General features: G+C 70.0%; 26 protein-coding genes. 2 read left to right on the top strand and 24 right to left on the bottom strand.

What is annotated here, in order from left to right:
• Nucleotides 1–21 precede the first annotated feature (21 nt).
• The 17 genes from hisIE to EKM57_RS13940 all read right to left on the bottom strand — a co-directional run bounded on the left by hisIE (nt 22) and on the right by EKM57_RS13940 (nt 17,145).
• A complete protein-coding gene (hisIE, locus tag EKM57_RS14020) occupies nt 22–657 on the bottom strand; it encodes a bifunctional phosphoribosyl-AMP cyclohydrolase/phosphoribosyl-ATP diphosphatase HisIE (protein WP_129793125.1) in 636 nt (211 codons plus the stop codon).
• A complete protein-coding gene (hisF, locus tag EKM57_RS14015) occupies nt 633–1,400 on the bottom strand; it encodes an imidazole glycerol phosphate synthase subunit HisF (RefSeq protein ID WP_129793124.1) in 768 nt (255 codons plus the stop codon). The genes hisIE and hisF overlap by 25 nt, the downstream gene beginning before the upstream one ends.
• Complete coding sequence (locus EKM57_RS14010) at nt 1,387–2,112, bottom strand: 1-(5-phosphoribosyl)-5-[(5-phosphoribosylamino)methylideneamino] imidazole-4-carboxamide isomerase (RefSeq protein WP_129793123.1); 726 nt, start codon at nt 2,110–2,112, stop codon at nt 1,387–1,389. The genes hisF and EKM57_RS14010 overlap by 14 nt, the downstream gene beginning before the upstream one ends.
• Nucleotides 2,106–2,687 carry an imidazole glycerol phosphate synthase subunit HisH gene (gene hisH / locus EKM57_RS14005; protein WP_129793122.1) on the bottom strand — a complete coding sequence of 194 codons (582 nt, stop codon included), beginning with the start codon at nt 2,685–2,687 and terminating at the stop codon, nt 2,106–2,108. The genes EKM57_RS14010 and hisH overlap by 7 nt, the downstream gene beginning before the upstream one ends.
• Nucleotides 2,684–4,348 carry an imidazoleglycerol-phosphate dehydratase HisB gene (gene hisB / locus EKM57_RS14000; protein ID WP_129793121.1) on the bottom strand — a complete coding sequence of 555 codons (1,665 nt, stop codon included), beginning with the start codon at nt 4,346–4,348 and terminating at the stop codon, nt 2,684–2,686. Before hisB ends, hisH begins: the two co-directional genes overlap by 4 nt.
• A complete protein-coding gene (hisD, locus tag EKM57_RS13995; RefSeq protein ID WP_129793120.1) occupies nt 4,345–5,643 on the bottom strand; it encodes a histidinol dehydrogenase in 1,299 nt (432 codons plus the stop codon). The genes hisB and hisD overlap by 4 nt, the downstream gene beginning before the upstream one ends.
• A complete protein-coding gene (hisG, locus tag EKM57_RS13990; RefSeq protein ID WP_129793119.1) occupies nt 5,640–6,530 on the bottom strand; it encodes an ATP phosphoribosyltransferase in 891 nt (296 codons plus the stop codon). The genes hisD and hisG overlap by 4 nt, the downstream gene beginning before the upstream one ends.
• The gene (locus tag EKM57_RS13985) at nt 6,527–6,862 is read right to left on the bottom strand and encodes a YerC/YecD family TrpR-related protein (RefSeq protein ID WP_129793118.1); all 336 of its coding nucleotides are present in this window, start codon (nt 6,860–6,862) and stop codon (nt 6,527–6,529) included. The genes hisG and EKM57_RS13985 overlap by 4 nt, the downstream gene beginning before the upstream one ends.
• Before the next feature lie 40 nt (nt 6,863–6,902).
• Nucleotides 6,903–7,727: a tryptophan synthase subunit alpha gene (gene trpA, locus EKM57_RS13980; protein ID WP_129793117.1), complete on the bottom strand. Its 825-nt coding sequence runs from the start codon at nt 7,725–7,727 to the stop codon at nt 6,903–6,905.
• The gene (gene trpB / locus EKM57_RS13975) at nt 7,724–8,896 is read right to left on the bottom strand and encodes a tryptophan synthase subunit beta (protein ID WP_371414149.1); all 1,173 of its coding nucleotides are present in this window, start codon (nt 8,894–8,896) and stop codon (nt 7,724–7,726) included. The genes trpA and trpB overlap by 4 nt, the downstream gene beginning before the upstream one ends.
• On the bottom strand, nt 8,893–10,305 hold the full coding sequence (gene trpCF, locus EKM57_RS13970; protein ID WP_129793115.1) for a bifunctional indole-3-glycerol-phosphate synthase TrpC/phosphoribosylanthranilate isomerase TrpF: 1,413 nt from the start codon (nt 10,303–10,305) through the stop codon (nt 8,893–8,895). The genes trpB and trpCF overlap by 4 nt, the downstream gene beginning before the upstream one ends.
• Nucleotides 10,298–11,359, bottom strand: coding sequence for an anthranilate phosphoribosyltransferase (trpD, locus tag EKM57_RS13965; RefSeq protein WP_206185440.1), 1,062 nt, complete (start codon nt 11,357–11,359; stop codon nt 10,298–10,300). The genes trpCF and trpD overlap by 8 nt, the downstream gene beginning before the upstream one ends.
• Nucleotides 11,360–11,646: 287 nt before the next feature.
• The gene (locus EKM57_RS13960; protein WP_129793114.1) at nt 11,647–12,294 is read right to left on the bottom strand and encodes an aminodeoxychorismate/anthranilate synthase component II; all 648 of its coding nucleotides are present in this window, start codon (nt 12,292–12,294) and stop codon (nt 11,647–11,649) included.
• Nucleotides 12,291–13,838 carry an anthranilate synthase component 1 gene (locus EKM57_RS13955; RefSeq protein WP_129793113.1) on the bottom strand — a complete coding sequence of 516 codons (1,548 nt, stop codon included), beginning with the start codon at nt 13,836–13,838 and terminating at the stop codon, nt 12,291–12,293. The genes EKM57_RS13960 and EKM57_RS13955 overlap by 4 nt, the downstream gene beginning before the upstream one ends.
• Entirely contained in the window at nt 13,835–14,851 is a 1,017-nt protein-coding gene (gene aroF / locus EKM57_RS13950; protein WP_129793112.1) for a 3-deoxy-7-phosphoheptulonate synthase, read from the bottom strand. The genes EKM57_RS13955 and aroF overlap by 4 nt, the downstream gene beginning before the upstream one ends.
• A gap of 169 nt (nt 14,852–15,020) precedes the next feature.
• Nucleotides 15,021–15,914 carry a phenylalanine 4-monooxygenase gene (phhA, locus tag EKM57_RS13945; RefSeq protein WP_129793111.1) on the bottom strand — a complete coding sequence of 298 codons (894 nt, stop codon included), beginning with the start codon at nt 15,912–15,914 and terminating at the stop codon, nt 15,021–15,023.
• A 319-nt stretch (nt 15,915–16,233) separates the two neighbouring features.
• Entirely contained in the window at nt 16,234–17,145 is a 912-nt protein-coding gene (locus EKM57_RS13940) for a LysR family transcriptional regulator (protein WP_129793110.1), read from the bottom strand.
• Nucleotides 17,146–17,211: 66 nt separating this feature from the next.
• On the opposite strand from EKM57_RS13940, the gene EKM57_RS13935 reads away from it, so the two are divergent.
• Nucleotides 17,212–17,556 (top strand): cupin domain-containing protein, encoded by a 345-nt coding sequence (locus EKM57_RS13935; RefSeq protein WP_129793109.1) that lies wholly within the window; start codon nt 17,212–17,214, stop codon nt 17,554–17,556.
• A 23-nt stretch (nt 17,557–17,579) separates the two neighbouring features.
• Nucleotides 17,580–17,987, top strand: a complete 408-nt coding sequence (locus EKM57_RS13930) for a VOC family protein (protein WP_129793108.1) — start codon at nt 17,580–17,582, stop codon at nt 17,985–17,987.
• A gap of 20 nt (nt 17,988–18,007) precedes the next feature.
• Here the strand turns inward: EKM57_RS13930 and EKM57_RS13925 are convergent, their stop codons facing one another.
• Genes EKM57_RS13925 through EKM57_RS13895 form a run of 7 tightly spaced genes read right to left on the bottom strand, consistent with a single transcriptional unit; the run spans nt 18,008 to nt 24,862 of the window.
• On the bottom strand, nt 18,008–18,841 hold the full coding sequence (locus tag EKM57_RS13925) for a shikimate dehydrogenase (protein WP_129793107.1): 834 nt from the start codon (nt 18,839–18,841) through the stop codon (nt 18,008–18,010).
• Nucleotides 18,838–19,974 carry a 3-dehydroquinate synthase gene (gene aroB, locus EKM57_RS13920; protein ID WP_129793224.1) on the bottom strand — a complete coding sequence of 379 codons (1,137 nt, stop codon included), beginning with the start codon at nt 19,972–19,974 and terminating at the stop codon, nt 18,838–18,840. Before aroB ends, EKM57_RS13925 begins: the two co-directional genes overlap by 4 nt.
• Nucleotides 19,971–21,050 carry a chorismate synthase gene (gene aroC, locus EKM57_RS13915; RefSeq protein WP_129793106.1) on the bottom strand — a complete coding sequence of 360 codons (1,080 nt, stop codon included), beginning with the start codon at nt 21,048–21,050 and terminating at the stop codon, nt 19,971–19,973. The genes aroB and aroC overlap by 4 nt, the downstream gene beginning before the upstream one ends.
• The gene (locus EKM57_RS13910) at nt 21,047–21,604 is read right to left on the bottom strand and encodes a prephenate dehydratase domain-containing protein (protein WP_129793105.1); all 558 of its coding nucleotides are present in this window, start codon (nt 21,602–21,604) and stop codon (nt 21,047–21,049) included. The genes aroC and EKM57_RS13910 overlap by 4 nt, the downstream gene beginning before the upstream one ends.
• The gene (gene aroA / locus EKM57_RS13905; protein ID WP_243451053.1) at nt 21,601–22,947 is read right to left on the bottom strand and encodes a 3-phosphoshikimate 1-carboxyvinyltransferase; all 1,347 of its coding nucleotides are present in this window, start codon (nt 22,945–22,947) and stop codon (nt 21,601–21,603) included. Before aroA ends, EKM57_RS13910 begins: the two co-directional genes overlap by 4 nt.
• The gene (locus EKM57_RS13900) at nt 22,944–24,236 is read right to left on the bottom strand and encodes a 3-deoxy-7-phosphoheptulonate synthase class II (RefSeq protein WP_129793104.1); all 1,293 of its coding nucleotides are present in this window, start codon (nt 24,234–24,236) and stop codon (nt 22,944–22,946) included. Before EKM57_RS13900 ends, aroA begins: the two co-directional genes overlap by 4 nt.
• Nucleotides 24,233–24,862 carry a chorismate mutase gene (locus EKM57_RS13895; protein WP_165357443.1) on the bottom strand — a complete coding sequence of 210 codons (630 nt, stop codon included), beginning with the start codon at nt 24,860–24,862 and terminating at the stop codon, nt 24,233–24,235. The genes EKM57_RS13900 and EKM57_RS13895 overlap by 4 nt, the downstream gene beginning before the upstream one ends.
• Between the last annotated feature and the right edge of the window lie 228 nt (nt 24,863–25,090).

Raw genomic sequence — 25,090 nt, 5'->3', positions numbered from 1 at the left:
CCATCCCGAGAAAGGGGGCGGCTATTGGCCGTGCCGCCTTCGCAATTCCTCCGTCAGATCTTCCCAGCCGAACCCGCGAGACTGCATAAGCACGGTCATGTGGAAGACGAGATCGGCCGCCTCGGCGATGCAGGCGTCCCGATCGCCGGCGGCGCCGGCCAAAGCCAGCTCGACGCCTTCCTCGCCGATCTTCTGGGCGATCCTGACCGGCCCTTCGTCCAGCAGGCGCGCCGTGTAGCTCTCCTGCGGGTCGGCGGCGGAGCGATGGTCGACGATTCGGGCGAGCTGGCCCAGCCAGCCGAGTCCCGGAGCGGTCTCCTCGCCGAAGCAGCTCGCCGTGCCGAGATGGCAGGTCGGGCCGGCCGGCACGGCCAGGACCAGGAGGGCGTCGGCGTCACAGTCGGCCAGCACCGCCTTGACCGCCAGGCGGTTTCCCGATGTCTCGCCCTTCTGCCACAGCCTCTGTTTCGATCGGCTGTAGAATGTGGCGAAGCCGTCACGCAACGTCGCCTCCAGCGCGGCGCGGTCCATATAGCCGAGCATCAGCGCCTGCAGCGTCGACGCGTCCTGGACCAGGGCCGGGAGCAGCCCGTCCATCTTCGCCCAGTCGAGCCTGTCGAGGTCGCCGGGGGTCAGCGGCGCATTTCGATCCCGCATGAGGCGAGATACTCCTTCAGCTCGGGAATGTGGATGATCCGGTCGTGGAAGACGGTGGCTGCGAGCGCCCCGCTCGCTCCGGACTCGAGGAGGACGTCGCGGAAATGTTCCGGTGCGCCCGCGCCGCCCGAGGCGATCACCGGCACCGGCACCGCGGCGACGATCGCGGCGACGTGAGCGAGGTCGTAGCCGTTGCGAACGCCGTCGCGCGACATGCAGTTGAGCACCACCTCGCCCGCCCCGCGGTCGACCGCCTCGCGGACCCAGTCCAGCGTGGCCAGCCCGGTGTCCCGGCTGCGGTCGACCCGGCCCGTATATTGGTGGATGAAATAGGCCCCGTCGCGGGCGAGACTGTCGACGCCGAGCACGACGCATTGGCTGCCGAAGTCGCGCGCCAGCTCGCCGATCAGCTCGGGCCGCTCGAGCGCCGGCGAGTTGACCGAGACCTTGTCGGCGCCCGCCTCGAGGCAGGCGGCGGCCTGCTCGCGGCTGCGCAGCCCGCCGGCGACGGCGAAGGGTATGTCGATCTCGCGCCCGATCCGGCGAATCCAGTCGAAATCGAGGCTGCGATCCTCGGCGCTGGCGCTGATGTCGTAGAAGACCAGCTCGTCCGCCCCCTCGTCGCGATAGCGCAGCGCATGCTCCACGATGTCGCCCACGTCGCGATGGTCGCGGAACTGCACGCCCTTGACCACGCGCCCGTCGCGCACGTCGAGGCAGGGGATGATCCTAGCGGCCGGCATCGACCGCTTCCGCCAGGCCGAGCCGCGCCTCCCACAACGCCTTGCCGACGATGGCGCCGTCGGCGCCCGCGGCCTTGAGCGCGCGAAGGTCGTCGGCCGAGGCGACCCCGCCCGAGGCCTGGACGCTGAGGTGCGGCAGCCGCCGGACCGCCTCCTCGACCAGCTCGACATTGGGTCCCGCCATCATTCCGTCTCGGCCGATGTCGGTGACCAGCATGTGCCGAGCTCGAGGGTAGAAGCCCGCGACGTCCCACAGGCTGCGACCCGAAGCCTCGAGCCAGCCCGCCGTCGCGACCTCGGGCACGCCGTCGACAAGTCGGACGTCGAAGGCCAAGGTGATTCGCTCGGGCCCGAAATCGTCGATCCAGGCGCCGACCGTCTCAGGCTCGCTGACGGCAAGGCTGCCGATCACGACCCGCGCCACGCCGGCATCGAGCATCCTAGTCACCTGCTCGCGGGTTCGGAATCCGCCGGCGACCTGAAGCCGCTGGCGCGCCGTCGCCGCCAGTTCGGCGAGGAGCGGATGCTGGCGCGGCTCGCGGGCGCGCGCGCCGTCCAGGTCGACGACATGGGTCCATTCGGCGCCGGCCGCGGCGAAGCCGGCCAGCGCTTCGGCCGGGTCGGCCGGATAGACGGTCGGCGCATCGAACCGGCCCTGCGACAGGCGCACGCAACGCCCGTCCATGAGGTCTATTGCGGGATAGATCAGCATGACAGGAAGGCTCTGAGGAAATGCGCGCCGGCTTTGCCGCTGCGCTCGGGATGAAATTGGGCGCCGGTCAGATTGCCCTTGCGGACGACGGCGGGGATAGTCCGGCCGTGCTGTGCGGTGGCGAGGCTGTACGGTCCGTCGTCGGCGGCAAAGCCGTGGGCGAAATAGACATAGTCGCCGCTCCTCAGGCCGGCGCCGTCCTCGCGCACATCGAGCCGGCTCCAGCCCATATGCGGGACCGGCAAGCCGGGCCCCGGCTCGAGCCGCCGCACCTTGCCCGGGATGAGGCCGAGGCAGGCGATATCGTCCTCCTCGCTCGCCTCGAACAGCAATTGCATGCCGAGGCAGATGCCCAGCAAAGGCTTGTCGAGGCCGGTGAGGATGTCACGAAGACCCAGCGCGTCGATCCGCTCCATCGCAAAACCGGCGGCGCCGACGCCGGGCAGTACGACCCGTTCGGCCGCGAGGAGGTCGGCCGGATCGCGCGTCAGCCGGATATCGGTGCCGAGCCGCTCGAAGCCCACGGCCACCGACCCGACATTGCCGCAGCCGAGATCGACGATCGCGACGTTCACAGCACGCCCTTGGTGCTCGGGACGGCATCGCCTGCGCCCTCCCGCGCGACGGCCTGGCGCAGCGCCCGTCCGAATGCCTTGTAGCAGGCTTCGGTCTTGTGATGGTCGTTCTCGCCCTCGACCCGGACGTGGATCGCCGCGCCGAGCGAGTCGGCGAAGGATCGGAAGACGTGCGCCGTCATCTGCGTCGGATAGGCGCCGATATGGTCGGCCGCGAAATCGCCCTCGAACCGGCTGTAGGGCCGGCCGCTGAGATCGATCAGCACGTGCGCTTCGGCCTCGTCCATCGGCAGCGAGAAGCCGAAGCGGCCGATTCCCCGCCGGTCGGCCAGTGCCTTGCCGAGCGCTTGCCCGAGCGCGATCGCGCAATCCTCGACGCTGTGATGCGCGTCCACCTCGAGATCGCCCTTGCATTCGAGCAGCACCGAGAAGCCGCCATGTGCCGCGACCTGGTCGAGCATATGGTCGAAGAAGGGGAGGCCCGTTGCGATCCGCCGCGGCTCGGCTCTGTCGAGGTCGACCGCGACGGCGATCGAAGTCTCCTTGGTCTCCCGAACCACCTCCGCACGCCGCGGCGTGACCGCCCCCGCTTGGAGGCCGAGAACGGAGAGCAACGCCCGGTTCTCGGCGTCGCTCCCGATGCTGATCCTGACGCCGCCGGGCGCCGCATGGGGTCGGAAGCGCACGCGCACCCCGGCGGCGCGCATTCGGGCGGAGAGGCCTTCCGGGTCCGCGACCTCGAGGAACAGGAAATTGCCGCCGCCGCTCCTCGCCTTGAGGACTTCCGGCGCTCCGGCGATCAGGCCTGCGAGCCGTTCCCGATCGGCCTTGATCCGCGCGATGCGCTCGGCCTGGAGCGGCCGTCGGGCCGGGGAAAGCGCCGCCAGCGCCGCCGCGATGCTCAGGCTCGGAAGCGGATAAGGGGGCAGCGCCCGCGCCGTCATGGCGATCGTGTCGGCATGGCCGAGTGCGGCGCCGACCCGCGCTCCGGCCAGGCCGTAGGCCTTGGACAAGGTGCGCAGCACGACCAGGTTCGGCCGCCGCGTCGCCTCGCCGGCGAGGCTCTCGATCTCGGCAAACTCGATATAGGCCTCGTCGAGCACGATGATCGTCTCGGGCAAGGCGTCGGCGATGCGCAGTATGTCGGCGGGATCGATGGGGCCGCCGGTCGGGTTGTTTGGCGAGCAGAGGAAGGCGAGCTTCAATTCTGGTTCGCCCGCTATCGATTCAAGGAACCGATCGGGTTCGAACGCAAAATCCGATCCGAGCGGCGCCTCGACGACTCGCGCCCCTTGCAGCAAGGCGAAATGGGCATAAGCGGCGAAGGTAGGCGGGCAGATCGACACGGCATCGGTGCCCGGACGGCAGAAGGTCCGCGCCAGCAGGTCGATCGCATCGTCGGCGCCGCGGGTGACGATGATCTCGTCTGTTCCGATGCCGTAGAGCGCCGCCATCGCTGCCTTGAGCGCAGCCGGCTGCGGCTCCGGATAGCGGTTGAGCCGCGCCGCGAGCGGTCCGTCGGCGAGCGGCGGGTAAGGATTTTCGTTGGCGTCCAGCCGTACCGCGTCGGCCGCGAAGGCCGCATTGGCGTTGGCCGAAATGTCGAACGGCGGAAGCCGAAGGATTTCCGGCCGGGCGAGGCGCTCCGCAAGCGTGGTCATGCGGTCACCTCATCGAGCCGCGCGTCGGCGGCGCGGGCATGGGCCTCCAGTCCTTCGAGCCGGGCAAGCTCGGCGGCGGGCCGGGCGATCCTCCGGGCGGCTTCGGGCGTCACCGACTGGATGGTCATCGCCTTCAGGAAAGTGTGGACGGAGACCCCGCTCCAGGCGCGGGCGGCGCCGTCGGTGGGAAGGACGTGGCTCGATCCGGCGAGATAATCGCCGAACGTCTCGGCGGCCTGCCCGCCGGCGAAGACCGCGCCGGCATTGCGCACCGCGCCGACCAGGACCTCCGGTTCGGCGACGGCCAGCGAGAGATGCTCGGGTGCGTAGGCGTTGGCGATCTCCACGCACCGGTCGAGCGTGTCGGCGACCAGGATCCTCCCGTTGGCGAGCGCCGCCTCGGCGAGCGAGGCGCGCGGCAGGTCCCGCGCCAGGCCGGGGAGCATCGCCGCCACCGTTTCGGCCAGCGGCCGGGAGTCGGTCGCGAGGATCACCTGTGCGGAGGCATCATGCTCGGCCTGGCTGAGAAGGTCGGCGGCGACCAGCCGCGGGTCGGCTCCCCCGTCCGCCACGACAAGCAATTCGCTCGGCCCGGCCGGCATGTCGATCGCCGGCCCGCCGGGAAGCGAGGCGGCATAGGTCTTCGCCTCGGCGACATAGGCGTTGCCGGGCCCGCATATCTTGGCGACGGCGGGAATCGCGCCCGCGCCCCAGGCGAGAGCGGCGATCGCCTGCGCGCCGCCGATCGTCCAGACATGAGCGATTCCGCAAAGGTCGGCCGCCAGCGCGAGGACCGGATCGAGCCCACCGCCGGCGCGCGGCGGCGTTGCGACGACGATCTCCGTCACGCCGGCCGCCCGGGCCGGCAGAGCGAGCATCAGCAGGGTCGAGAAGAGCGGAGTCGCGCCGCCAGGCACGTAGAGGCCGACTCGGTCGAGCGGCCGCCAGACCTTTCGCACTCGGAGGCCCGGCATCGTCTCGACCTCATGCTCGGCCGGCAGGCTGCCTTTGTGGAAGGCGATGATGTTGCGCCGGGCGAGATCGATCGCCCGCAGCTGCGCGGTGCTGAGGGTACGGCGCGCTTCCTCGGCCAAGGCGGCGACCACCACCCTTTGCGGTGCCTCGCCGTCGAGGCGCAGGCCCTGCTCTGCAGCCGCATCCCAGCCGCGCAGGCGCACGTCGTCGACGATCGCGCGCACCGAAGCCTGCAGCGCCGCGTCGCTTCTTTGCTCCGGCCGCGCCAGCGCCGCGCGGCGCCCAGCCTCGTCCAGCTCGTTCCAGACCAGGATCTTCACATCATCATCTTTTCGATAGGAACGACGAGGATCGCCGAGGCGCCCGCGCTCTTCAGCTTCTGCAGCGTCTCCCAGAAGACCGATTCCTTGCACACCGCATGGACGGCGAAATGGCCGGGCCGGCCGGCGAGCGGCAGGATGGTCGGCGCCTCGGCGCCCGGCAGCATCGCGGCAATCTGCTCGAGCGCCTCCTCGGGCGCATTGAGCATGATATATTTGGATTCCTGCGTCGCCAGCACGCCCTCGATCCGGCTGAGCATCTGCTCGCCGAGTTCGGCCTTGTCCGGCGACAGCGGTCGGGTGGTGCGGATCAGCACCGCCTCGCTCTCCAGCAGGGTCTCGACCGGCCTCAGGCCGTTCGCTTCCAGGGTCGCCCCCGTCGACACCAGGTCGCAGATGAAGCCGGCGATCTGTAGCCTCGGCGCCAGCTCGACCGCGCCGCTCATCCGGACGATCGTCGCGTCGACGCCGTGGCGGTCGAGGAAGCGCTGCAACAGTCGCGGGTAGGAGGTGGCGATGCGTTCGCCCGCAAGGGATTGCGGTCCTTCATAGACCGTCCGCTCGGGCGCGGCGATCCTGAGCGAGCATTGGCCGAAGCCGAGCGGCGCCACCACCTCGACCGGCGCGGTCCCGGCTTCCGCCGCGGCTTCCTCGAGCACGTTGCGGCCGACGACGCCGAACTCGCACACGCCGTCGGCGACGAAAGTCGGGATGTCGTCGTCGCGCACGAGCATCAGGTCGAGCGGGAAGTTCTCCACGCGCGCCGCCAGGTCGTTCTTGCCTTCCTGGATCCGAAAACCCGCGCCCCGCAGCAGCTCGCGCGTATTATGGGACAGTCGTCCCGATTTCTGCACGGCGAGGTGTAGCCGTCCGCCGTCGATCGTCATGCCGGCTTCCCTTCGCGGATTCGGCCGATGGCCATTGGATAGCCCTGGTGCGGCTCCTGCTTGAGGAAGCGGGCGACGCGCACGATCGTCGTCGTGCTGACGCCGGTCGCCTCGTGAATGTCGCGATAGGTGAGATCCGTCTCGTCGAGCAGGCGGGCGACGTGCCAGCGCTCCGCGAGCGTTCGGATCTCGGCCGGCGTGCACAGGTCGGCAAGCAGGCGCGCCATCTCCTCCTGGTCGCGCGGTGTCATCAGCGCGCGGCAGAGATCCTCGGCAAGCCGGGCCGGGTCGCGGCTGGGCTGGAGCTGGTCGGCGGCAAGGCTATCGGGCATGACTTTTGTTTCATTGTGTTATCACGATGTAACAAGCGCCCTAGCCGCGAGCCGCCTCCCGCGCAACCTCTTTCTGCGCCGTCGCCGCTTTCAGCCCGGCCACGAAGGCCCTGACCGCGGCCGCTTTGTCGCCGGCTTGCTCGACCAGTCGAACGATGGCGGAGCCGGAAATGACGCCCGCCGCGCCGGAGTCGAGGGCGGTCCGAACATGTTCGGGTCGCGAGATTCCGAAGCCGAGCACCGGCGGCGGCGCGCCGGCCGCGGCGAGCGCTTGGAACAGCCGCTCATGGCCCGAATCCATCGCCCGGTCGGCGCCGGTCACCCCGGCGCGCGAGACGCAATAGACATAGCCCTCGCAAAGGCTGGCGATCCGCTCCAGCACGGCGTCCGGTGTGTTCGCGGCGGCGATCAGCACCGGCGCTATGCCGTGGTCGCGGGCCGCGCCGGCAAAGGGTTCGGCCTCGGCTGCCGGAACGTCGGCGACCAGCACGCTGTCGATCCCGGCCGAAGCGCAGCGCCGGTAGAAGGCCTCGCGTCCGCGGGCCAGGACGAGATTGGCATAAGTGAGCAGGCCGACCGGAATTCGCGGATGGCGGGCGCGAAAGGCGGCGAGCAGTTCGAAGCAGTCCGCCGGCGTGACGCCGGCCTCGAGGGCGCGCACGGCCGCCGCCTGGATGACCGGTCCGTCTGCGATCGGGTCGGAGAAGGGAATGCCCACCTCGATCATGTCGGCGCCTCCGGCCACGAGCGCGTCGAGGAGGCCGAGGCTGGTCTCCAGATCGGGATCGCCGAGCATCAGGAAGCCGCCGAAGGCGCCGTCGCCGCGGGTTCTGAGGCGGGCGAACATCTCGTCGTAGCGGCTCATTCCAGGCTCCCCAGCAGCCTTTGCGCCTGCTCCATATCCTTGTCTCCGCGCCCCGACAGATTGACGATCAGCACCGTCTCCTCGTGCGCGGCCTCGATCATCTTGAGCGCATGAGCGAGCGCATGGGCCGACTCGAAGGCGCACACGATGCCCTCCGACCGGGCGAGCAGGGCGAAGGCGTCGAGCGCCTCCCGGTCGGTCACGCCGAGATATTCCGCCCGGCCGCTATCCTTGAGGTAAGCGTGTTCCGGGCCGACCGCCGGATAATCGAGCCCCGCCGAGACCGACCAGCTTTCGGATATCTGGCCGTCTTCGTCCTGGAGCACATAGGTCTCGGCGCCGTGAAGTATGCCGGGGCGCCCGCGCAGCAGGGTCGCGCCATGCTCGCGCCCGTCGAGGCCCTTGCCGGCCGGCTCCACGCCGATCAGCCGTACGCTCTCGTCGGCGATGAAATCGGCGAACGCGCCCATCGCGTTGGACCCGCCGCCGACGCAGGCGATCACCGCGTCGGGGAGCCGGCCTTCTTCCTCCAGGATCTGGGCGCGCGCCTCCTTGCCGATCACCCGCTGAAACTCGCGGACCATCAACGGGAAGGGGTGCGGCCCGGCCACGGTGCCGAGCAGATAATGGGTATCGGCGAAGCTCGCCGTCCAGTCGCGCAGCGCCTCGTTGACGGCATCCTTCAAGGTGCGGCTGCCGCTTTCGACCGGCACCACCTCGGCGCCCATCAGCCGCATCCGGAAGACGTTGAGCTTCTGCCGCTCGACATCCACCGCGCCCATGTAGATTCGCGTCTCCAGCCCGAACAGGGCGCCGGCGAGCGCGGTGGCGACGCCGTGCTGGCCCGCCCCGGTTTCGGCGATCAGCCGGGTCTTGCCCATTCTCTTCGCCAGCAGCGCCTGGGCGAGCACCTGGTTGGTCTTGTGCGCGCCGCCGTGGAGCAGATCCTCGCGCTTGAGGTAGAGCCGGGCGCGGTCGCTGCCCAGATTGCGGCAGCGGGTGAGCGGCGTAGGCCGGCCGGCATATTTGGCGAGCAGGTCGTCGAGCTCGGTGCGGAAGGTCTCGTCCTGCTGCGCCTCGACGAAGGCCGCTTCCAGCTCGGTGAGGGCCGGCATCAATATTTCCGGCACATAAGTTCCGCCGAAGGCGCCGAAGCGTCCGGACATCAACATGGCGCCACCTCTCCTCTTACCCTCGGCCGAACCGCCTCGAAGAAAGCGGCGATCCGGTCCGGATCCTTGCGCCCCGGTTCGGCCTCGACGCCCGAACAGACGTCGAGCGCCCAGGCCCCGACCTTCGAGGCAGCACGGGCATTGGCCGGATCGAGGCCGCCGGCAAGCAGCGCGCGGCCGAGGTCGGACCGGCCGCTGAGACGGCTCCAGTCGAAGGCGATTCCGGTCCCGCCCGTTCGGCCGTCCGTCTTGGTGTCGAACAAGGTGCGGTCGGCGCCGAGCCTCGGCTCCGGCACGTCGCGCCCGACCGCTCCGGCCGCCCAGATCTCGGTGCCCTGGGGCAGCAGGGGACGAAGCCCCCTGATATAGGCGGCATCCTCCTCGCCATGGAGCTGGACCGCGTCGAGGCCGAGCGCCCGCGCCGCGTCCGCCACATCGAGCAGCTTCGCGTTGCGGAAGACTCCCGCCAGCGCCACGCCGGATTCCCGCGCCGCTTCCGCTGTCGGCTCGGCTTCGGCGATCGTCACCGCGCGCGGCGTGCCGGGAACCATCACCACACCCGCAATCGCAGCGCCGGAACGGGCAGCGGCGCGGGCGTCGTCGGGATCGCGCAGGCCGCACACCTTCACGCGTCCGAAGGCCAGAGCGCGTGCCGCTTGCGCGGGCCGGTCGGCGCGCATCAGCGACGATCCGACCAGGAAGGCGTCGGCATGCGGCCCCAGCCTCTCGACGTCGCCGCGGTCGGCGATGCCCGATTCGGCGACGAGCAGGCGGTCATCGGGGACCAATCCGGCAAGGCGCTCGGTGGTCGCGAGGTCGACTTCGAGAGTCCTCAGATTCCGGTTGTTTATTCCGATGATCCGCGACCCGAGCGCGACCGCGCGCCGGACCTCGCCGGCATCGTGCGCCTCGACGAGGGCGTCCATGCCGAGCATCTCGGCCTCCCGCATCACTTCCGCCGCCGCCGCATCGTCCAGCACCGACAGCATCACCAGCACGGCGTCTGCGCCGGCGATCCGCGCCTCCGGCACCTGGCGTGGATCGACGATGAAATCCTTGGCGAGGACCGGGCCGTCAAATGCGCGTCGCACCGTCTCGAGGTCCGCCAGAGAGCCGTCGAAAAAAGGCGCGTCGGTCAGCACGCTCACCGCGTCGGCGGCGCCGGCATAAGCGCGCGCCTGCGCTGCGGGATCGACCTCGGCGCGCAGGGCGCCGCCGGAGGGAGAAGCGCGCTTCACCTCCATGACGAAGCGGGCGCCCGGTCGCGCCAGAGCGGCGCCCATCCGGCGCGTCGTCCGCTGTGCCCGGCCGCGAAGGTCGGCAAGGCTGGTCGTGCCGAGCCGCGCCGTTACGTCCTTGCGCTTGCGCGCGACGATCTCGCCGAGCACGCCGTCGGGGTCAGCCACGCGTCACCTCCGCCAGCATTTCGAGGCGGCGGAACGGCTCGCCCGACGCGATCGTGTCGCGCGCCAGGGCGACTGCTTCACGCAGCGTCGGCGCGATCCCGGCGGTCATCAGCAGCGCGCCAGCATTCAGCGCCACCGCGTCGCTCTCCATCGCTCCGCCCTCGCCCTTGAGCAGGGCCGCGAGCCGCTGCGCATTTTCGGCCGGCTCGCCGCCCTTCACGGAGTCGAGCCGCCCGCGGGTCAGGCCGGCCGCTTCGGGGGTGATCACCAGCCGCTCCAGGCGGCCGTCGGCAACCCGCACCGCCTGGGTCTCGCCGTGCAGCGCCACCTCGTCGAGCCCGGCGCCGTGGACGACCAGCGCCGCCTGAATGCCGAGGGCGGCGAGCGTGCTCGCCACGGGCTCGAGCAGCCGAGGCTCGGCGACGCCGAGCAACTGGACCGGCGGCTCGGCCGGATTCACGCACGGGCCGAGCACGTTCATGATCGTTCGCACCTTGAGCGCGCGGCGCGCCGGGCCGGCATGGCGAAGACCCGGATGGTAGAGCGGCGCGAACAGGAAGCAGACCCCGGCATGGTCGAGCGCTCGGCGCGACACTTCGGCCGACACGTCGAGCTTGACGCCGAGCTGCTCCAGCACGTCCGCCGACCCGCAGCGCGAGGTGAAGGAGCGGTTGCCGTGCTTGGCGACCGGAAGGCCGGCCGCGGCCGAGACAAAGGCCGCCGCCGTCGAGATATTGATCGATCCCGATCCGTCGCCGCCCGTGCCGCAACTGTCGGCGAACAGATAATCGGGGCGCTCGAACGGCATGTCGGCGCCGCGAAGCGCCCGGGCGGCGCCGATCAGCTCGTCGACCGTCTCGCCCTTGATCCTGAGCGCGACGAGCATCGCGGCGATAGCCGGCTCGGGCATCTCGCCCTTGACCAGGTCCCCGAATAGCCGCTCGGCCGCGGCCTGGCCGAGAGTGCGCCCGCTGAACAGTTCGGCAAGGGCGTCTTCGGCCATGATGACGGGTGTTTCGGTGACCCGTTCGGCAAGATTGCTGCTGACGTACATCTCTGAAGTCCTTCGGCATGGAGACGAAAAAAAAGCCCGCCGGGCGGCGGGCCATCTTCGGGAATCTGGACTAGGGAGTCCGGGTCACCAGAGACGCATGCTTGCCGCCGCGGAGGGGATATCCCGCCACCAGAGCCAAGCCTGCGCATGGGCGCCTGCCGCATCGCCCAAGGGGCGTGCGTCGCGGAAAGCATTCCGGATCGTCGGCGCGAACATGTCCGCAAGTGTTCCGGTTTTGCGGCCGAGGGTCAATGGCTTTCTTGCGCCGCAAATGAGAATATTCTTGCTCACGACCCGGCCACTCCGACCCGGAGATGACCGGCGCCCGCCGCGTCTTCCGGCTCCGCCTCCCGCTTCAATCCCGCTGCCAGGGCGAGCACGTTGCGCAGGATCGCGTCGCCGTGGAGAGTGAGGATCGACTCCGGGTGGAACTGCAAACCGGTCTGCATCGCATTGGGATCGCTGATCGCCATCGCCATTCCACCGACCTGGGCATGAACCCGGAAGCGCGGCGGCAGGTCGCGCGTGCACAGTGAATGATACCGCCCGACCGTGAGCGGGCTTTCGAGCCCGCGCAGCGGCCCTTCGCCGTCATGGTCGATGCGTGAGGCCTTGCCATGGACCGGCTCGGGCGCCCGCACAACTGCGCCGCCCGCTTGCTCGACGATCGCCTGATGGCCGAGGCAGATCCCGAGCAACGGGACCTTTCCCAAGGCGAGGCCGATCAGATCCAGGCAGCAGCCGGCGTCGCGCGGCGTGCCCGGCCCCGGCGAGAGGACGATCAGGGCTCTCTCGGAGTCGGCCAGAGCCAGCGCCGTGCGCGAGTCGACCGTGTTGCGTAGCACCCGCACGGTGCATCCCAGCCGCTCGAACGCCTCGACCAGGTTGAACGTGAAGGAATCGAAATTGTCGATGAAAAGAACCTGCGGTTTCATTCCTGCGCTCCTGCCAGCACGGTCAGCAGCGCCGAGGCCTTGCGCCGCGTCTCGGCGGCTTCGCTCGCCGGGTCGCTGTCATGGACGATCCCGGCCCCGGCCCGCACGAAGGCGGTGCCGTCCTTGACCACCGCAGAGCGGATGACGACCGCCGTGTCCATCATGCCGTCGCCGTTGATCCAGCCGATCGCGCCGCCATAAGGACCGCGCTTGGTGCGCTCGGTCTCGCGCAGCAGCTCGGTGGCACGGATCTTCGGCGCGCCGGTCAGGGTGCCGACGTTGAGGCAGGCCTGGAGCGCGTGGAGCGCGTCCATGCCGGGCCTCAGCCGGCCGGTGACCGACGAGACCAGGTGCATCACCCGCGCATAGCGTTCCACGGTCAGCAGCTTCGCGACCCGTCGCGTGCCCGGGACGCTCACCCGTGCGACGTCGTTGCGGGCGAGGTCGACGAGCATCATATGCTCGGCGACCTCCTTGATATCGAGCCGCATCTCCGCCTCCAGCCGGTCGTCCTCGTCGCCGGAGGCGCCGCGCGGCCGGGTGCCGGCGATCGGTTTGACCTCGACGGTCGCTTCGCCCTCTTCGCGGAACAGCCGCACCGACGTTTCGGGCGACGCACCGATCAGCCGGTGGCCGGGTGCGCTGACGAAGAAATGATAGGGGCTGGGATCCAGCCGGCGCAGGGTGGCGAAGGCGGGCAGCGGATCGGGGCAGGGGGCGCGGAAGGTTCGCGACGGAACGATCTGATAGACTTGGCCTTCGGCGATATGCGCCTTCATCCGGACCACCACCTCGGCATAATCCTCGTCGCTGAGATCGGCCTGGGTGAAGTCGGCCGGCCGGCGCCCCACCGGCGGAGCCGTGATCGGCACGGCGCGCCCGCTGCGGGCGACCAGGTCGGCGAGCCGCTCCGCCGCCCCGAAATAGGCCCGGGCCCCCTGGTTCGGATCGGCGGCACCGAAGGCCGTGCACACCGCGCGCGGCGGCGCGCCGCTCTCGAACACGACCAGGGATTCGGCGAGCCAGAACTGGAAGTCCGGAAAGCCGAGCGGATCGTCGGCCGCCCCGGGCAGGTCTTCGATCAGGTCGACATGATCGAAAGCGACGACGCCGAGGCAGGCGAGCGTGAACGGCTCCTCGCGTGACGCCGAAGCGAGGCCGGCGGAAAGGAAGCGCAGCACCGAGAAAGGCGAGGGAGCGCGCAGCCTTTCCTCGGGCTCCGCGCTGTCGTTGCGCGCGAATAGAAGCACCAGCCGCTGGTCGGATCGTTCGGAGACGCGATCGGGCATCACCCGTGCCGCCGCAGCCAGCACGTTGCGGCCCCCCGCCGACAGCGCCTCGAGATGCACCGCCGGACCGCGGCACTCTGCCCGGACCGCGGCCTGGTCGAGCAGCAGGCTCGGCCCGGTCGACCGCTGGAGCAGCATCGTGTCCGGTCGCTTCCCGCCGTCGCTGAGGGCCGCATAGAGGTCGAGCGGGTCGACGGCGTGCGGCAGCTGTCGGCACAGCGCCAGCGCCTCGCCTTCGGCGATCCTGGCGCTCATGCCATTTGCCGCCCGACCGCTTCGACGACCGGCCGAAGCGAGTCCATCAGGTTGCGAAAGCCCTGCGGGTAGAGCGACTGGGCGCCGTCGGACAAGGCGACGGCCGGATTTTCGTGCACCTCGACGAGCAGGCCGTCGGCGCCGCACGCCGCCGCGGCCAGCGACATCGGGATGACGAGGTCGCGAAATCCGGTGCCGTGCGAGGGATCGACCAGCACCGGCAGGTGGGTCTTCTGCTTGATATAGGGGACGGCATTGAGGTCCAGCGTGTTGCGGGTCGCCGTTTCGAAGGTACGAATGCCGCGCTCGCACAGGATCACCTGCTCGTTGCCGGCGGCGAGCAGATATTCGGCGGCGAGCAGCAGTTCCTCTATCTTCGCCGAAAGCCCGCGCTTCAGCAGCACCGGCTTGTTCGTCTGGCCGACGGCGCGGAGCAGGGCGAAATTCTGCATGTTGCGCGCGCCGATCTGGATCGCGTCGGCCGCTTGCGCCACCGCGTCGACATCGGCCGTGTCCATCACCTCGGTCACGAAGGGCAAGCCGGTCTCCTCGCTCACGTCCTTCAGCATCGCCAGGCCTTCGCGGCCATGGCCCTGGAAGCCGTAGGGGCTGGTGCGCGGCTTGTAGGCGCCTGCCCGCAGAGCCGCGGCGCCCGCCGCCTTGACCGCCTCGGCGGTGTTGCGGGTCTGGTCGCGAGTCTCCACCGCGCAGGGGCCGGCGATGACCGTGAAGGCGCGGCCGCCGATCGGAACCTTGCCGACCTTCACCACCGAATCGTGCGGGTGCATCTCGCGCGACACGAGCTTGTAGGGGGCCAGGATCGGCTTTACCGATTCCACCATCGGATGGCTTTCGAGGTTCAGTTCGGCGAGCACCCTCTCGTCGCCGAGCGCGCCGAGCACGACGCGCTCGACCCCCGGCATGTGAAGCGGCTTGAGGCCGCGGTCGGCAATCTCGGCGAGCAGAGCTTCGGCGATCTGCGGGCTGGCTTCGGGCTTGAGAACGATGATCATGAAAGAACTTTCGTTTCAGAGGGAAAAGAAAAGGCCCGCCTTTTGGGGGCGGGCCTTTCCGGTCATCGGGCTTCCAATATGGACTAGAAGCTTCGCCGGTCGGGCACGCCCATCGGGGCAGCGCGCCAGCGCCACCAACGGGTCGGGACCAGGCGGAGGGCGAGCGGCGTCATGCGCCCACCGCGACCAGCCGGTCGGCCGGGCTCACCGTCGCCGGATCGATGTCCGCATCGGCTTCCGCCGCGCGATAGAGTGCTTCGAAGTCCCGTCCCTCGGTGACCTTGAGCAGGCCGGGCAGCCCGTCGATGACGAAATAGCTCTTCTGGAAGGCGTCCGACCGATAGGCGGTGCGCAGCACCCGCTCGAGATCGAAGGCGATTCGGTTCGGCTCCGGGCTTTCGAGCGAGAAGCGGCTTTCGCCGAAGCTCGACACGATGCCCGCGCCGTAGATCTTGAGGCAATCGTCCTCGCGGGCGAGGCCGAACTCGACCGTGTACCAGTAGAGCCGGGCCAGCCGGTGCAGCGCGCCGGCCTCCAATGCCTGCAGGCCGAGCTCGCCCAGCGCCTGCATGAAGTCGGCGACCGCCGGATTGGCGAGCAGGGGCACATGGCCGAACACGTCGTGGAAGACGTCGGGCTCCTCGAGATAATCGAGCTGCGAGCGCTTGCGGATGAAGTTTCCGGCCGGGAAGCGGCGGTGGCGCAGATGCTCGAAGAAGACGTCGTCGGGGACCAGCCCCGGCACCGCGACCACCGTCCAGCCGGTGCGGCCGAACAGCCGCTCGTTCAGCTCGTCGAAATCGGGGACACCGGGGCGCGACAGTCGCAGCACCTCGAGCCCTTCCTCGAAGGCGCGGACCGCGCGGCCGGCGAGCGCATCCTGCTGGCGCGCGAACAGGAAGTCCCACACGGCATGATCCTCGGCGCTGAGCGCGTCCCAGCGTTGCGGCACGGTCCAGTCCGCCGCGGCTCCAGGCGGCGGGCAAGTGGGATCCTTGGCTGCGCCATGGCGCTCGGCGGCTGGGGCGCCGAGCGGAGTGGGGTCTGAAACGTCCTTGAACATCTGGGGTCCTTCCAAAACGAAAAACCCCGCCGGGAGACCAGGCGGGGCTACAATCCTTAGCGTCGATTTCAAGCGCGCTAGATCGGTCCCGCCCGGGCGATACCGTGATACCAATAGGAAATGGCGGCGGCGGGAGCCGCGGCACCGTTGGGACGGCAGGAAGCGCGAAGCATCTGCATCGGGCTGAATATGGGGGTGCCGCGGCGGTGCTGTCAAACCTTAAATGCCAGCGCGACTTTCATCCGCATCCGGGCCTACCGGCGCATGATCCCTGCTGCCCAGGCCGGCGGCCGGAGAAGATCCGTGCTGCCGCGGCCCGTCAGCCGTGCTTCATCTCGCCCTCGAACAGCGGGCGCAAAGCGCGGATCTCCCGGACCAGATGGTCCGAAAGCGCGCGGATCCTGGTGGTGCGCCGCAACTCGCTGTGGGTGAGGAACCACAGGTCGCTCGCCAGCGCCTCGATCGGCTCGCCCAGCCGCACCAGCCGCGGATCACCGTCCGCCAGATAGCAGGGCAGGACTCCGAGGCCGATACCGTTCGCCACGGCCATCGCGAGGGAGTGCAGACTGTTCACCTGCAGCGCCGCCCGCGCGGAATGACCGCGCGCCTTGAGCCATCGCGCCGAGGCGAGGTGGCCGAGCTCGTCGTCCGGCACCACCCAGGGCAGACGTTCCTGATCGTCCGTTCCGACGCCGGACAAGGCCTGCCCGCGATAGACGGCCACGGCGATCCGGCAAAGCCTGCGCCCGACCAGGCTTTCAGGCGGCTCGCCGCCGGCGCGAAGCGCGGCATCGACCTCCCGCTGGCGCAGGTCCGCCATCTGCATGCCCGCGCGCAGGTCGAGCACGATCTCCGGAAAGGCCTGCCTGAAGCGGGCGACCATCGGCATGAGTGGTCCGGCGACCAAAGTGTCGACCGTCGCGAACCGGATCGTTCCCGCCGGCTCGCTATTTTCGTTGCCGATCCTGGCTTCGAGCATGCCGATCTCCTCCTCGACCTGCTCGGCGATGGCGGCGGCATCCCTTCCGGCGGCGGTCAGCGACACGCCCCTATTGTCGCGTCGGAAGACGAGCGTGCCGAGGCGCTCCTCCAAAGCTTTTGCACGGCGGAAGATTGTCGGCGTGCTCGTGCCGAGCTGCTCGGCCGCGCCCGCGAACGAACCCGAGCGCGCGACGCATAGTATCAGGCGGAGATCGTCCCACTGAAGGCTTTGATGGGTGAAATTCGGCATTTCATTTCTGTTACTACAGGCGTTCCAAATCAGCAACTATAGTCGAGTCGTGCAAAGGAGGCCGACGTGAAAGCCAGGTGCATAACATGGACGGAGGAGACCGGGCCCTGGAGCGGCGAGTTCCAGGGGGCCGGTTCGCAGGTCTCGATCATCTTCAACAGGCTCGAGCGGCCGGGCGAGGGGCCGGAACTCCACCGCCACCCCTATGCGGAGACCTTCCTGGTCCGGAAGGGAAGGATCCGGTTCACGGTCGGCGAGGCGACCCTGGATGTGCCTGCCGGGCGGATCGTCGTCGTTCCGGCAGGGGTGCCGCACCGATTCACCAGCCTGAGCGACGAGGCCGAGATGATCGATATTCACGCCAGCGGCCGGTTCGTCACCGAATGGCTGCAGGCGCCCACCGCATCGTAACGTCAAAGGAGAGGAGAGCCGCAATGACCAACATGACCTTCGTGAACCTGCCGGTAAAGGATCTCGCCGCTGCGACCCGTTTCTACCAGGCGATCGGATGCGAGAAGAACGAGCAATTCAGCAATCACCAGGCCTCCAGCATGGTCTGGTCCGACGCCGTCACCTTCCAGCTCCTGGCGCGCGACTATTTCGCCAGCTTCATTTCCAAGCCCATCGCCGATGCGCACGCCACATGCGCGGTGCTGATCGCATTGTCCCGCGACAGCCGCGAAAATGTCGACGCCACGGTCGAGGCAGGCGCGGCGGCCGGGGGAAAGGCCGACGTGCGCGAGCCCATGGACCTGGGCTTCCTCTATAACCGCACGGTCGAGGATCCGGACGGCCATGTCCTCGAGCTGGCCTGGATGAACATGGATGCCATGGCCGAATGAGGAAGGAGACGTCCCTTACGCTACTTCCGGGTCAGCAACTCGCGCAGCTCCGCGTCCCGGTCGGCCGGCGGTGTCACGCCGAAGAACAGTCTGAAAGCGCGACGGGCCTGGCCGATCAGCATCGCCAGCCCGTCGACCGGGATCAGCCCGGCGGCGCGGGCGGCGGTCAGGAAAGGCGTATCGAGGGGGACGTAGACCATGTCGAGCGCGACGCAGCCGGGTGCCGCTTCGTCCAGGGAGGCGAGCGTCGGCGCAGGCATCTCGTCGGCGCCGGCCAAGCCCATCGGCGTCGCGTTGACCACCGCCGCCGCGCCGGCGATGGCCTCGCGGCTGCGCTCGAACGGCAGGATCCTGATCTCGGTGCGCGCGCTGCCGAGCCCGGCCAGCGACGTCGCCTTGGCGGAATCGCGGGCGATGATGGCGATGCTTCGCACCTGGCTCCGGACGGCGAGGTGGACTGCCGCCCGCGCGCCGCCGCCGGCGCCGATCACCGCGATCTTCGCCCCGGCAAGCTCGGCCCCGGCCAGCGCTTCGGCAAGGCCATCGACGTCGGTGTTGAGGCCGACGAGGCGATCGCCCTCGCGATGGATGCAGTTGACCGCCCCGATCTTCTTCGCCTCGGCACCGACCTCGTCGAGAAAATCGGCGACGGATTCCTTGTGCGGCGCGGTCACGTTGCAGCCGCGCCAGCCCGGGTCCCCTCGCCGGTCGGCGAAATACACCGCCAGCCCACCCGGCGCGACCTGGGTTGCGCGATATTCGCCCTCCAGGCCGAGCGCCTCCAGCCAGAAGCGGTGGATCGCCGGCGAGCGCGAATGGGCGATCGGGTCGCCGATGACCTCGGCATGGATCATGGTCGGCCTGCCTGTTGTGCCGCTTCGGCGGCGAGGAAGCGTTCCACTTCGTCCATTTCGACGCTGGAGTCGACGAACGCCTCGCCGATGCCGCGCGCCAGGATGAAGGGGAGGCGCCCGCCGCTCGCCTTCTTGTCGTGCGCCATATGGGCGACGAGCCGTCCGGCCTCCGCCTCGATTCCGGCGTCGGCAAGGCGGGTCGGGAGGCCGGCCGAAGCGAGATGGGCGGCGACTCGCGCCGCGTCGCCGTCGCTGCACAGCCCGCGCTCGGCCGAGAAACGGAAGGCGAGCGCCATGCCCAGCGCCACCGCTTCGCCGTGGAGCAGTGCGTCTGAGAAACCGGTCTCTGCCTCGAGCGCATGGCCGAACGTGTGGCCGAGGTTGAGCAAGGCGCGCCGGCCGCTCGTCTCGCGCTCGTCCTCCCCGACGATCGCCGCCTTGGCGGCCACGCTGATCGCGATCGCCCGCTGCCGAGCCGCCAGGTCGCCGGCGACCAGAGCCTCGCCATGCGCCTCGCACCAGGCGAAGAAGCCGGCGTCGCCGATCAGTCCATATTTGACCACCTCGGCATAGCCGGCCCGCAACTGGCGCGGCGGCAGCGTGTCGAGGCACAGGGGGTCGAGGAGCACTTCCGCAGGCTGGTGGAAGGCGCCGACCAGATTCTTGCCCGCGGCGACGTTGATCCCGGTCTTGCCGCCGACCGAGCTGTCGACCTGGGCGAGCAGGGTAGTCGGGATCTGCACGAAGTGGCAGCCGCGCTTGAGAATCGCCGCGGCGAAGCCGGCCAGGTCGCCGACCACGCCGCCGCCGAAGGCGACGAGATGGTCGCGCCGCTCGACCCCCAGGACAAGCAGACGGTCGACCAGCGCGGAAAGGCCCGCCCAGCTCTTGCTGCCTTCGCCGGGCGGGACGAGGATCGGCACCGCCTCGATCGATGAAGCGGCAAGGCCGGCGGCGAGCCGCTCGCCCTGCAGCGCCCAGACCGTCTCGTCCGAGACGATGACGAGACGCCCGTTGCGCGCGAAGCCCTCCAGCCGCTTGCCGGCGCGATCCAGCAGGCCCGCTTCGATCCGCACGAAATAGCTGCGCGCGCCGAGCCCGACCTCGACTTCGACCGGCTCCGGCCCGGTCACGATCCGGTCCCGCACTGGGCGCGATGGAGGAGCTTCTGGTCGGCCAGGACCAGGGCCATCATCGCTTCGGCCACCGGCACGCCGCGTATGCCGACGCAGGGGTCGTGCCGTCCCCGGGTGCTGATCTCGGTCTCCTCCCCCGCCGCGTCGATCGTCCGCAGCGGCATCGGCAGCGACGAGGTGGGCTTGAACGCGATCCGCACGACGACCGGCTGGCCCGACGAAATCCCGCCGAGAATGCCGCCGGCATGGTTGCTGAGGAAGGCCGGGCGGCCGTCCTCGCCGCGACGCATCTCGTCGGCATTCTCCTCGCCGCGCAGACGCGCCGCGGCGAAGCCGCCGCCTATCTCGACGCCCTTCACGGCGTTGATCGACATCATCGCCGCCGCGAGTTCGGCGTCCAGCTTGGCATAGAGGGGCGCTCCCCACCCGGCTGGCACGCCGGTCGCCACGCATTCCACCACCGCGCCCAGCGAACTGCCGTCCTTGCGGGCGCCGTCGACCAGCGCCTCCCACCGCGCCGCGGCGGTCGGATCGGGGCAGAAGAAGGGATTGGCGTCGATCGCCGCATCGTCGAAGGCGGCGCGGTCGATCGAATCCCCGCCCAGCTCGACCAGATAGGCGCGGATGGCCACCTCCGGGATCACCTTGCGCGCCACGGCGCCGGCAGCGACGCGCGACGCCGTTTCGCGGGCGGAGCTGCGGCCGCCGCCCCGCCAGTCGCGGCGGCCATATTTGGCGTCGTAGGTGTAGTCGGCATGGCCGGGGCGATAGGCGCCGGCGATGTTGGAATAGTCTTTGGACCGCTGGTCGACATTCTCGATCATCAGGCTGACCGGGGAACCGGTGGTGAGACCCTCGAACACGCCCGAAAGAATCCGGACCGTGTCGGGCTCGCGCCGCTGAGTGGTGAAGCGCGAGGTGCCCGGGCGGCGGCGGTCGAGCCAGGGCTGGATGTCCGCTTCGCCGAGCGGCAGGCCCGGCGGGCAGCCGTCGACGACGGCGCCGATCGCCGGCCCGTGGCTCTCGCCCCAGGTGGTGAAGCGCAGCATCCGGCCGAAGCTGTTGAGGCTCACCGCGATTCTCCGTTCCGGCGGGTCACGACGCAGAAGGTCGTGGCATTGTCCGCCCGGTCATGGACGTCGCCCATGAGAATCGCCAGGCCCCAGGCCTCGGCGGCGAACTCGGAGGCGACGGCGGCGCGGCCGCTATCGTCCGATTCCGCCACCGCGCGCGCCGCCATGGCGGTGTTGGCGGCTTCCTCGGTGGCGAGGCCGAGCCGTTCCAAAGTCCGTGCGCATTGTGCCAGCGCCATCGGATGGCTCACGACCGACCGTACCGCCTCCAGCGTCACGCCGGGCCGCGCCAACAGGTGGAGCCGCACCGGAAGGACGTGGCTCGCCTGCACCTCAAGACCCTTCTCTTCCATCAGCGCGTCGATGCCCGGCACCGGCCCGGCCGTCGAATTCCTGCGCGGAAGCATGCCGCGCCCGGTCTCGCCGCGCGCGACGGCCTCGGCGACGGCCGCGAAGGTCGGCAGCGGCACAGGCTTCAGGTCGGGAAGGAAAAGCCGGCAGGCCTCCTCGCCGAAGGCGCCGCGAACGCCCTGATAGGCGACGGTCCCGCTCATGCGGCTTCGATCCGGGCGCCGAGCGACTGCATGAGCTCGGCAAACAGGGGAAAGCTGGTCGCGATCATTTCCGGGCGGTCGACCGCGACGGGCGCGCGCGCCGCCATGCCGAGCACCAGGAAGCTCATCGCGATGCGGTGATCGCCATGGGTGGACACCTGCCCGCCGCCCGGCGGCGCGGAGCCGGAGCCGGAGCCTTGTATCTCGAGCGTGTCGCCATGGCTTTCCGCCTCGACGCCGCCGGCGCGAAGGCCGGCGAGGATCGCCTCCAGCCGGTCGCTTTCCTTGACCCGGAGCTCGCCCAGCCCGTGCAGCCGGGTCACCCCGTCGGCACAGGCGGCGGCGACCGCCAGAATCGGATATTCGTCGATCATCGAAGGCGCCCGCGCCGGCCCGACCTCGATCCCGCGCAAGCCCGAAGCGCGTGCCGTGACGTCGCCGACCGTCTCGCCGCCGACCTCCCGCCTGTTGGCGATGCTGATCGCCGCGCCCATCTCGCTCAGGGTGGTGAGAAGTCCGGTCCGCAGCGGATTGAGCAGCATGTCGCGGACGGTCACTTCGGATCCGGGCACGATAAGAGCGGCGACGAGCGGGAAGGCGGCAGAGGACGGATCGCCCGGCACGTCGACGTCGGTGCCGCGTAGGAAGCGCCGGCGGCCGAGGCGCACGACCCGGCCCTCTCCCGCGGGGGCGGTCTCGATCTCGCAGCCGAACGCCTTCAGCATGATCTCGCTATGGTCCCGACTCGCCCTCGGCTCGATCACCTCGACCAGACCGTCGGCGCTCAGGCCGGCGAGCAGGATGGCCGACTTGACCTGGGCCGATGCCTTGTCGTTGAGGTGGCGAATGCCGTGCAGCGTTCCGCCGTGGACGGTGAGCGGCAGCCGGTCCCCGGGCGCGGCTTCGATCCGCCCGCCCATGGCCCGCAGCGGTTCGATCACGCGCCCCATCGGTCGCCCGCGCAAGGAGTCGTCGCCGGTAAACGTGGCTTCGACCGGGCGGCCGGCCACGGCGCCCATCAGCAGCCGCACGCCGGTACCCGAATTGCCGCAGTCGATCACCTTGTCCGGCGAGCGCCATGGTGCCCCCGCGACATGCCAAGCGCCTTCCCGGCGCTCGACCGCCGCGCCGAGCGCACCGACGGCGGCGGCGGTGTCGAGCACGTCCTGACCTTCGAGCAGTCCGGTGATCCGGCTCTCCCCCTCGGCCATCGCAGCGAGGATCAAGGCGCGGTGCGAGATCGACTTGTCGCCGGGAACGCGGACCGATCCGCGCAGCGCCTCGGCGCGGCCGGCGGACAGCCGGTCGCCGGCCTCGGCCGTCAGGGCGGGAGCCTCGCTCACGCGGCGTGCGACGCCGGCCGGGTGCGTCTCCTCATCAGGCGGGCCGCCTCGGCGGCCAGATCGAGCGCCTGGGTTTCGTTGAGGCGGGGGTCGCAATGGGTGAGGTAGCGGCGCGGCAGGTCCGCCTCGCACAGTGGAAGGCTGCCGCCCAGGCATTCGGTGACGTCGTCGCCGGTCAGCTCGAGATGGACCCCGCCGGCGTGGACGCCCTGCGAATCGGCAATGTCGAAGAAGCGCGTCATCTCCGCGACGATATCGCCGAGGAAGCGCGTCTTGAAGCCGCCGGCGGTCACCGTGTTGCCGTGCATCGGGTCGATCGCCCATAAAGCCTGGCTTCCGGCCTGGCGGGTCGCGCGCATCAGCGCCGGGAGGTGATCCGCCGCCGCCTTGGCGCCGAACCGACCGATCAGCACCAGCCGGCCGGGGCGGTTGTCCGGATCGAGCCGGTCGATCAGCCGGAGCAGCTCGTCGGCGCTCAGGCTCGGGCCGCATTTGAGGCCGATCGGATTGCTGACGCCGCTGGCATATTCGACATGGGCGCCGTCGATCTGGCGGGTGCGGTCGCCGAGCCACAGCATGTGGCCCGAGGTCGCCCACCAACTCTCGCTCTCCTCGTCCCAGCGGGTGAGCGCCTGCTCGTAATGGAGCAGGAGCGCCTCGTGGCTGGTGAAGACGCGCGGCTGCGGCGCCTCCTCGCCCCAGCGCCCTCGCTCCGAGCCGAGTCCCAACCTTGCCTGGGCACTGAGCCGGATCGCGCCGAGATCGGCATAAGCGGCGGCCGAAAAGGCGTGGAGCAGCTCTATCGTCACCTTCGACTGGCGGTGCGCCTGGAGCATGCGCTCCGGATCGGGCGTCCGGCTCAAGGGATCGAAGGCGGCGCCGTTGACGATATCGCCGCGATAAGCGGGGAGGGTGATTTCGCCCACCGTCTCTGTCGCCGCCGAGCGCGGCTTGGCGAACTGGCCGGCGATCCTGGCCACCGTCACCACCTCGCGGCCGCCGTCGGCGGACAGCATAGCCGCCATTTCGAGCAGGAGGTTGAAGACGGTGCGCACCTTGTTGGCGCCGAACTCGGCGAAGCTCTCGGCACAGTCCCCGCCCTGGAGCAGGAAGGCGCGTCCCGCCGAGGCTTCCGCGATCAGGCCGCTCAAGCGCCGGATGTCTGCGACGCGGGCGAGCGGCGCCGCCGAGGCCAGCCGGGATTCGACCTGCGCCAGCGCACCGAGGTCGGGATAAGAGGGCATCTGCCGCGCCGGCCGTTCGCGCCAGCTTGCCGGGGTCCAGCTCATCGCTCGGACTCCGCTTCGGCCTGAGCGGAGATTGCGGGCTCGGGCAGCTCGGCGGGGGCGATTCGGCCGACCGCCGCCGCCACCGCCTCGCCCTCCTCGTCACGGACCCAGTCGAAGATCGACAAGGTGGGCGGCAGCCGCTCGATCCATTCGGCCGACCCATCGAAGGCGATCACCGCCACCGCCTCGCCGGAAGATGCGGCGGCAATCGCTTCGGCGGGGTCGGCGGCGCAGCGGACCGGCGCCGCCGATCCGAACCGCCGCCGGGCAAGGCCCTCGAGCCGGTCCGGATCCGGCCCGGCGAGCACCAGTTCGGTCCGCACCTGCGCCTGGAGGCTGAACGCCATCAGCTCGCGCCACACCAGCTCGACGAGGCGATGCGGGGCGATCGAGGCGCGGCGCGAGAGGCGGGCGATCACCTCCTGTTCGCGGCGCGGGTGCATCCACAGATGCCCGTCCGGACGGGCCGATTTCAGGGTGGCGACCGACTGCGACGCGGCCAGCCTCTTTTCGATCAGATCGAGCAGCGCGTCGTCGATCGCGTCGATCTGCGTGCGCAGTTCGGCGAGCGACCGGGCGGCGGCGTCGCCGCTTCGCGCGCGCTCGGCGGCTTGGGTCTTCGGCATTTCATCCCTCGATCCCACCGCGCGCCCGCCATCGGGCAGGCGCATTTCGGGTGGCTTATTGGCTCGTTTTCAGGAAGTTAAGCGACAATCGGCTCCGGCACGCCTCAGCGGGCGTACCGGCCAATAAACGAGCCGATAAAAATATAGGCGCCGGTCGAGACGAAGGAGGCGGGACGAATGGCCTGTCCTTTGTTCATGGCACCTTGCTCCTGACGAGGGCGCATGTTC

Source organism: Sphingosinicella sp. CPCC 101087, from assembly GCF_004151485.1.
In the GTDB taxonomy this organism is placed as follows: domain Bacteria; phylum Pseudomonadota; class Alphaproteobacteria; order Sphingomonadales; family Sphingomonadaceae; genus Allosphingosinicella.
Note: the sequence above shows the minus strand (reverse complement) of the source record. Positions and strands in the feature narration are given on the sequence as shown.

Coding starts and splice junctions, on each gene's coding strand:
- hisIE (WP_129793125.1), bottom strand. CDS start 657: ATGCGGGATCGAAATGCGCCGCTGACCCCCGGCGACCTCGACAGGCTC.
- hisF (WP_129793124.1), bottom strand. CDS start 1,400: ATGCCGGCCGCTAGGATCATCCCCTGCCTCGACGTGCGCGACGGGCGC.
- EKM57_RS14010 (WP_129793123.1), bottom strand. CDS start 2,112: ATGCTGATCTATCCCGCAATAGACCTCATGGACGGGCGTTGCGTGCGC.
- hisB (WP_129793121.1), bottom strand. CDS start 4,348: ATGACCACGCTTGCGGAGCGCCTCGCCCGGCCGGAAATCCTTCGGCTT.
- hisG (WP_129793119.1), bottom strand. CDS start 6,530: ATGACGATCGACGGCGGACGGCTACACCTCGCCGTGCAGAAATCGGGA.
- EKM57_RS13985 (WP_129793118.1), bottom strand. CDS start 6,862: ATGCCCGATAGCCTTGCCGCCGACCAGCTCCAGCCCAGCCGCGACCCG.
- trpA (WP_129793117.1), bottom strand. CDS start 7,727: ATGAGCCGCTACGACGAGATGTTCGCCCGCCTCAGAACCCGCGGCGAC.
- trpD (WP_206185440.1), bottom strand. CDS start 11,359: ATGTACGTCAGCAGCAATCTTGCCGAACGGGTCACCGAAACACCCGTC.
- EKM57_RS13960 (WP_129793114.1), bottom strand. CDS start 12,294: ATGAAACCGCAGGTTCTTTTCATCGACAATTTCGATTCCTTCACGTTC.
- EKM57_RS13955 (WP_129793113.1), bottom strand. CDS start 13,838: ATGAGCGCCAGGATCGCCGAAGGCGAGGCGCTGGCGCTGTGCCGACAG.
- aroF (WP_129793112.1), bottom strand. CDS start 14,851: ATGATCATCGTTCTCAAGCCCGAAGCCAGCCCGCAGATCGCCGAAGCT.
- phhA (WP_129793111.1), bottom strand. CDS start 15,914: ATGTTCAAGGACGTTTCAGACCCCACTCCGCTCGGCGCCCCAGCCGCC.
- EKM57_RS13940 (WP_129793110.1), bottom strand. CDS start 17,145: ATGCCGAATTTCACCCATCAAAGCCTTCAGTGGGACGATCTCCGCCTG.
- EKM57_RS13930 (WP_129793108.1), top strand. CDS start 17,580: ATGACCAACATGACCTTCGTGAACCTGCCGGTAAAGGATCTCGCCGCT.
- EKM57_RS13925 (WP_129793107.1), bottom strand. CDS start 18,841: ATGATCCATGCCGAGGTCATCGGCGACCCGATCGCCCATTCGCGCTCG.
- EKM57_RS13910 (WP_129793105.1), bottom strand. CDS start 21,604: ATGAGCGGGACCGTCGCCTATCAGGGCGTTCGCGGCGCCTTCGGCGAG.
- EKM57_RS13900 (WP_129793104.1), bottom strand. CDS start 24,236: ATGAGCTGGACCCCGGCAAGCTGGCGCGAACGGCCGGCGCGGCAGATG.
- EKM57_RS13895 (WP_165357443.1), bottom strand. CDS start 24,862: ATGCCGAAGACCCAAGCCGCCGAGCGCGCGCGAAGCGGCGACGCCGCC.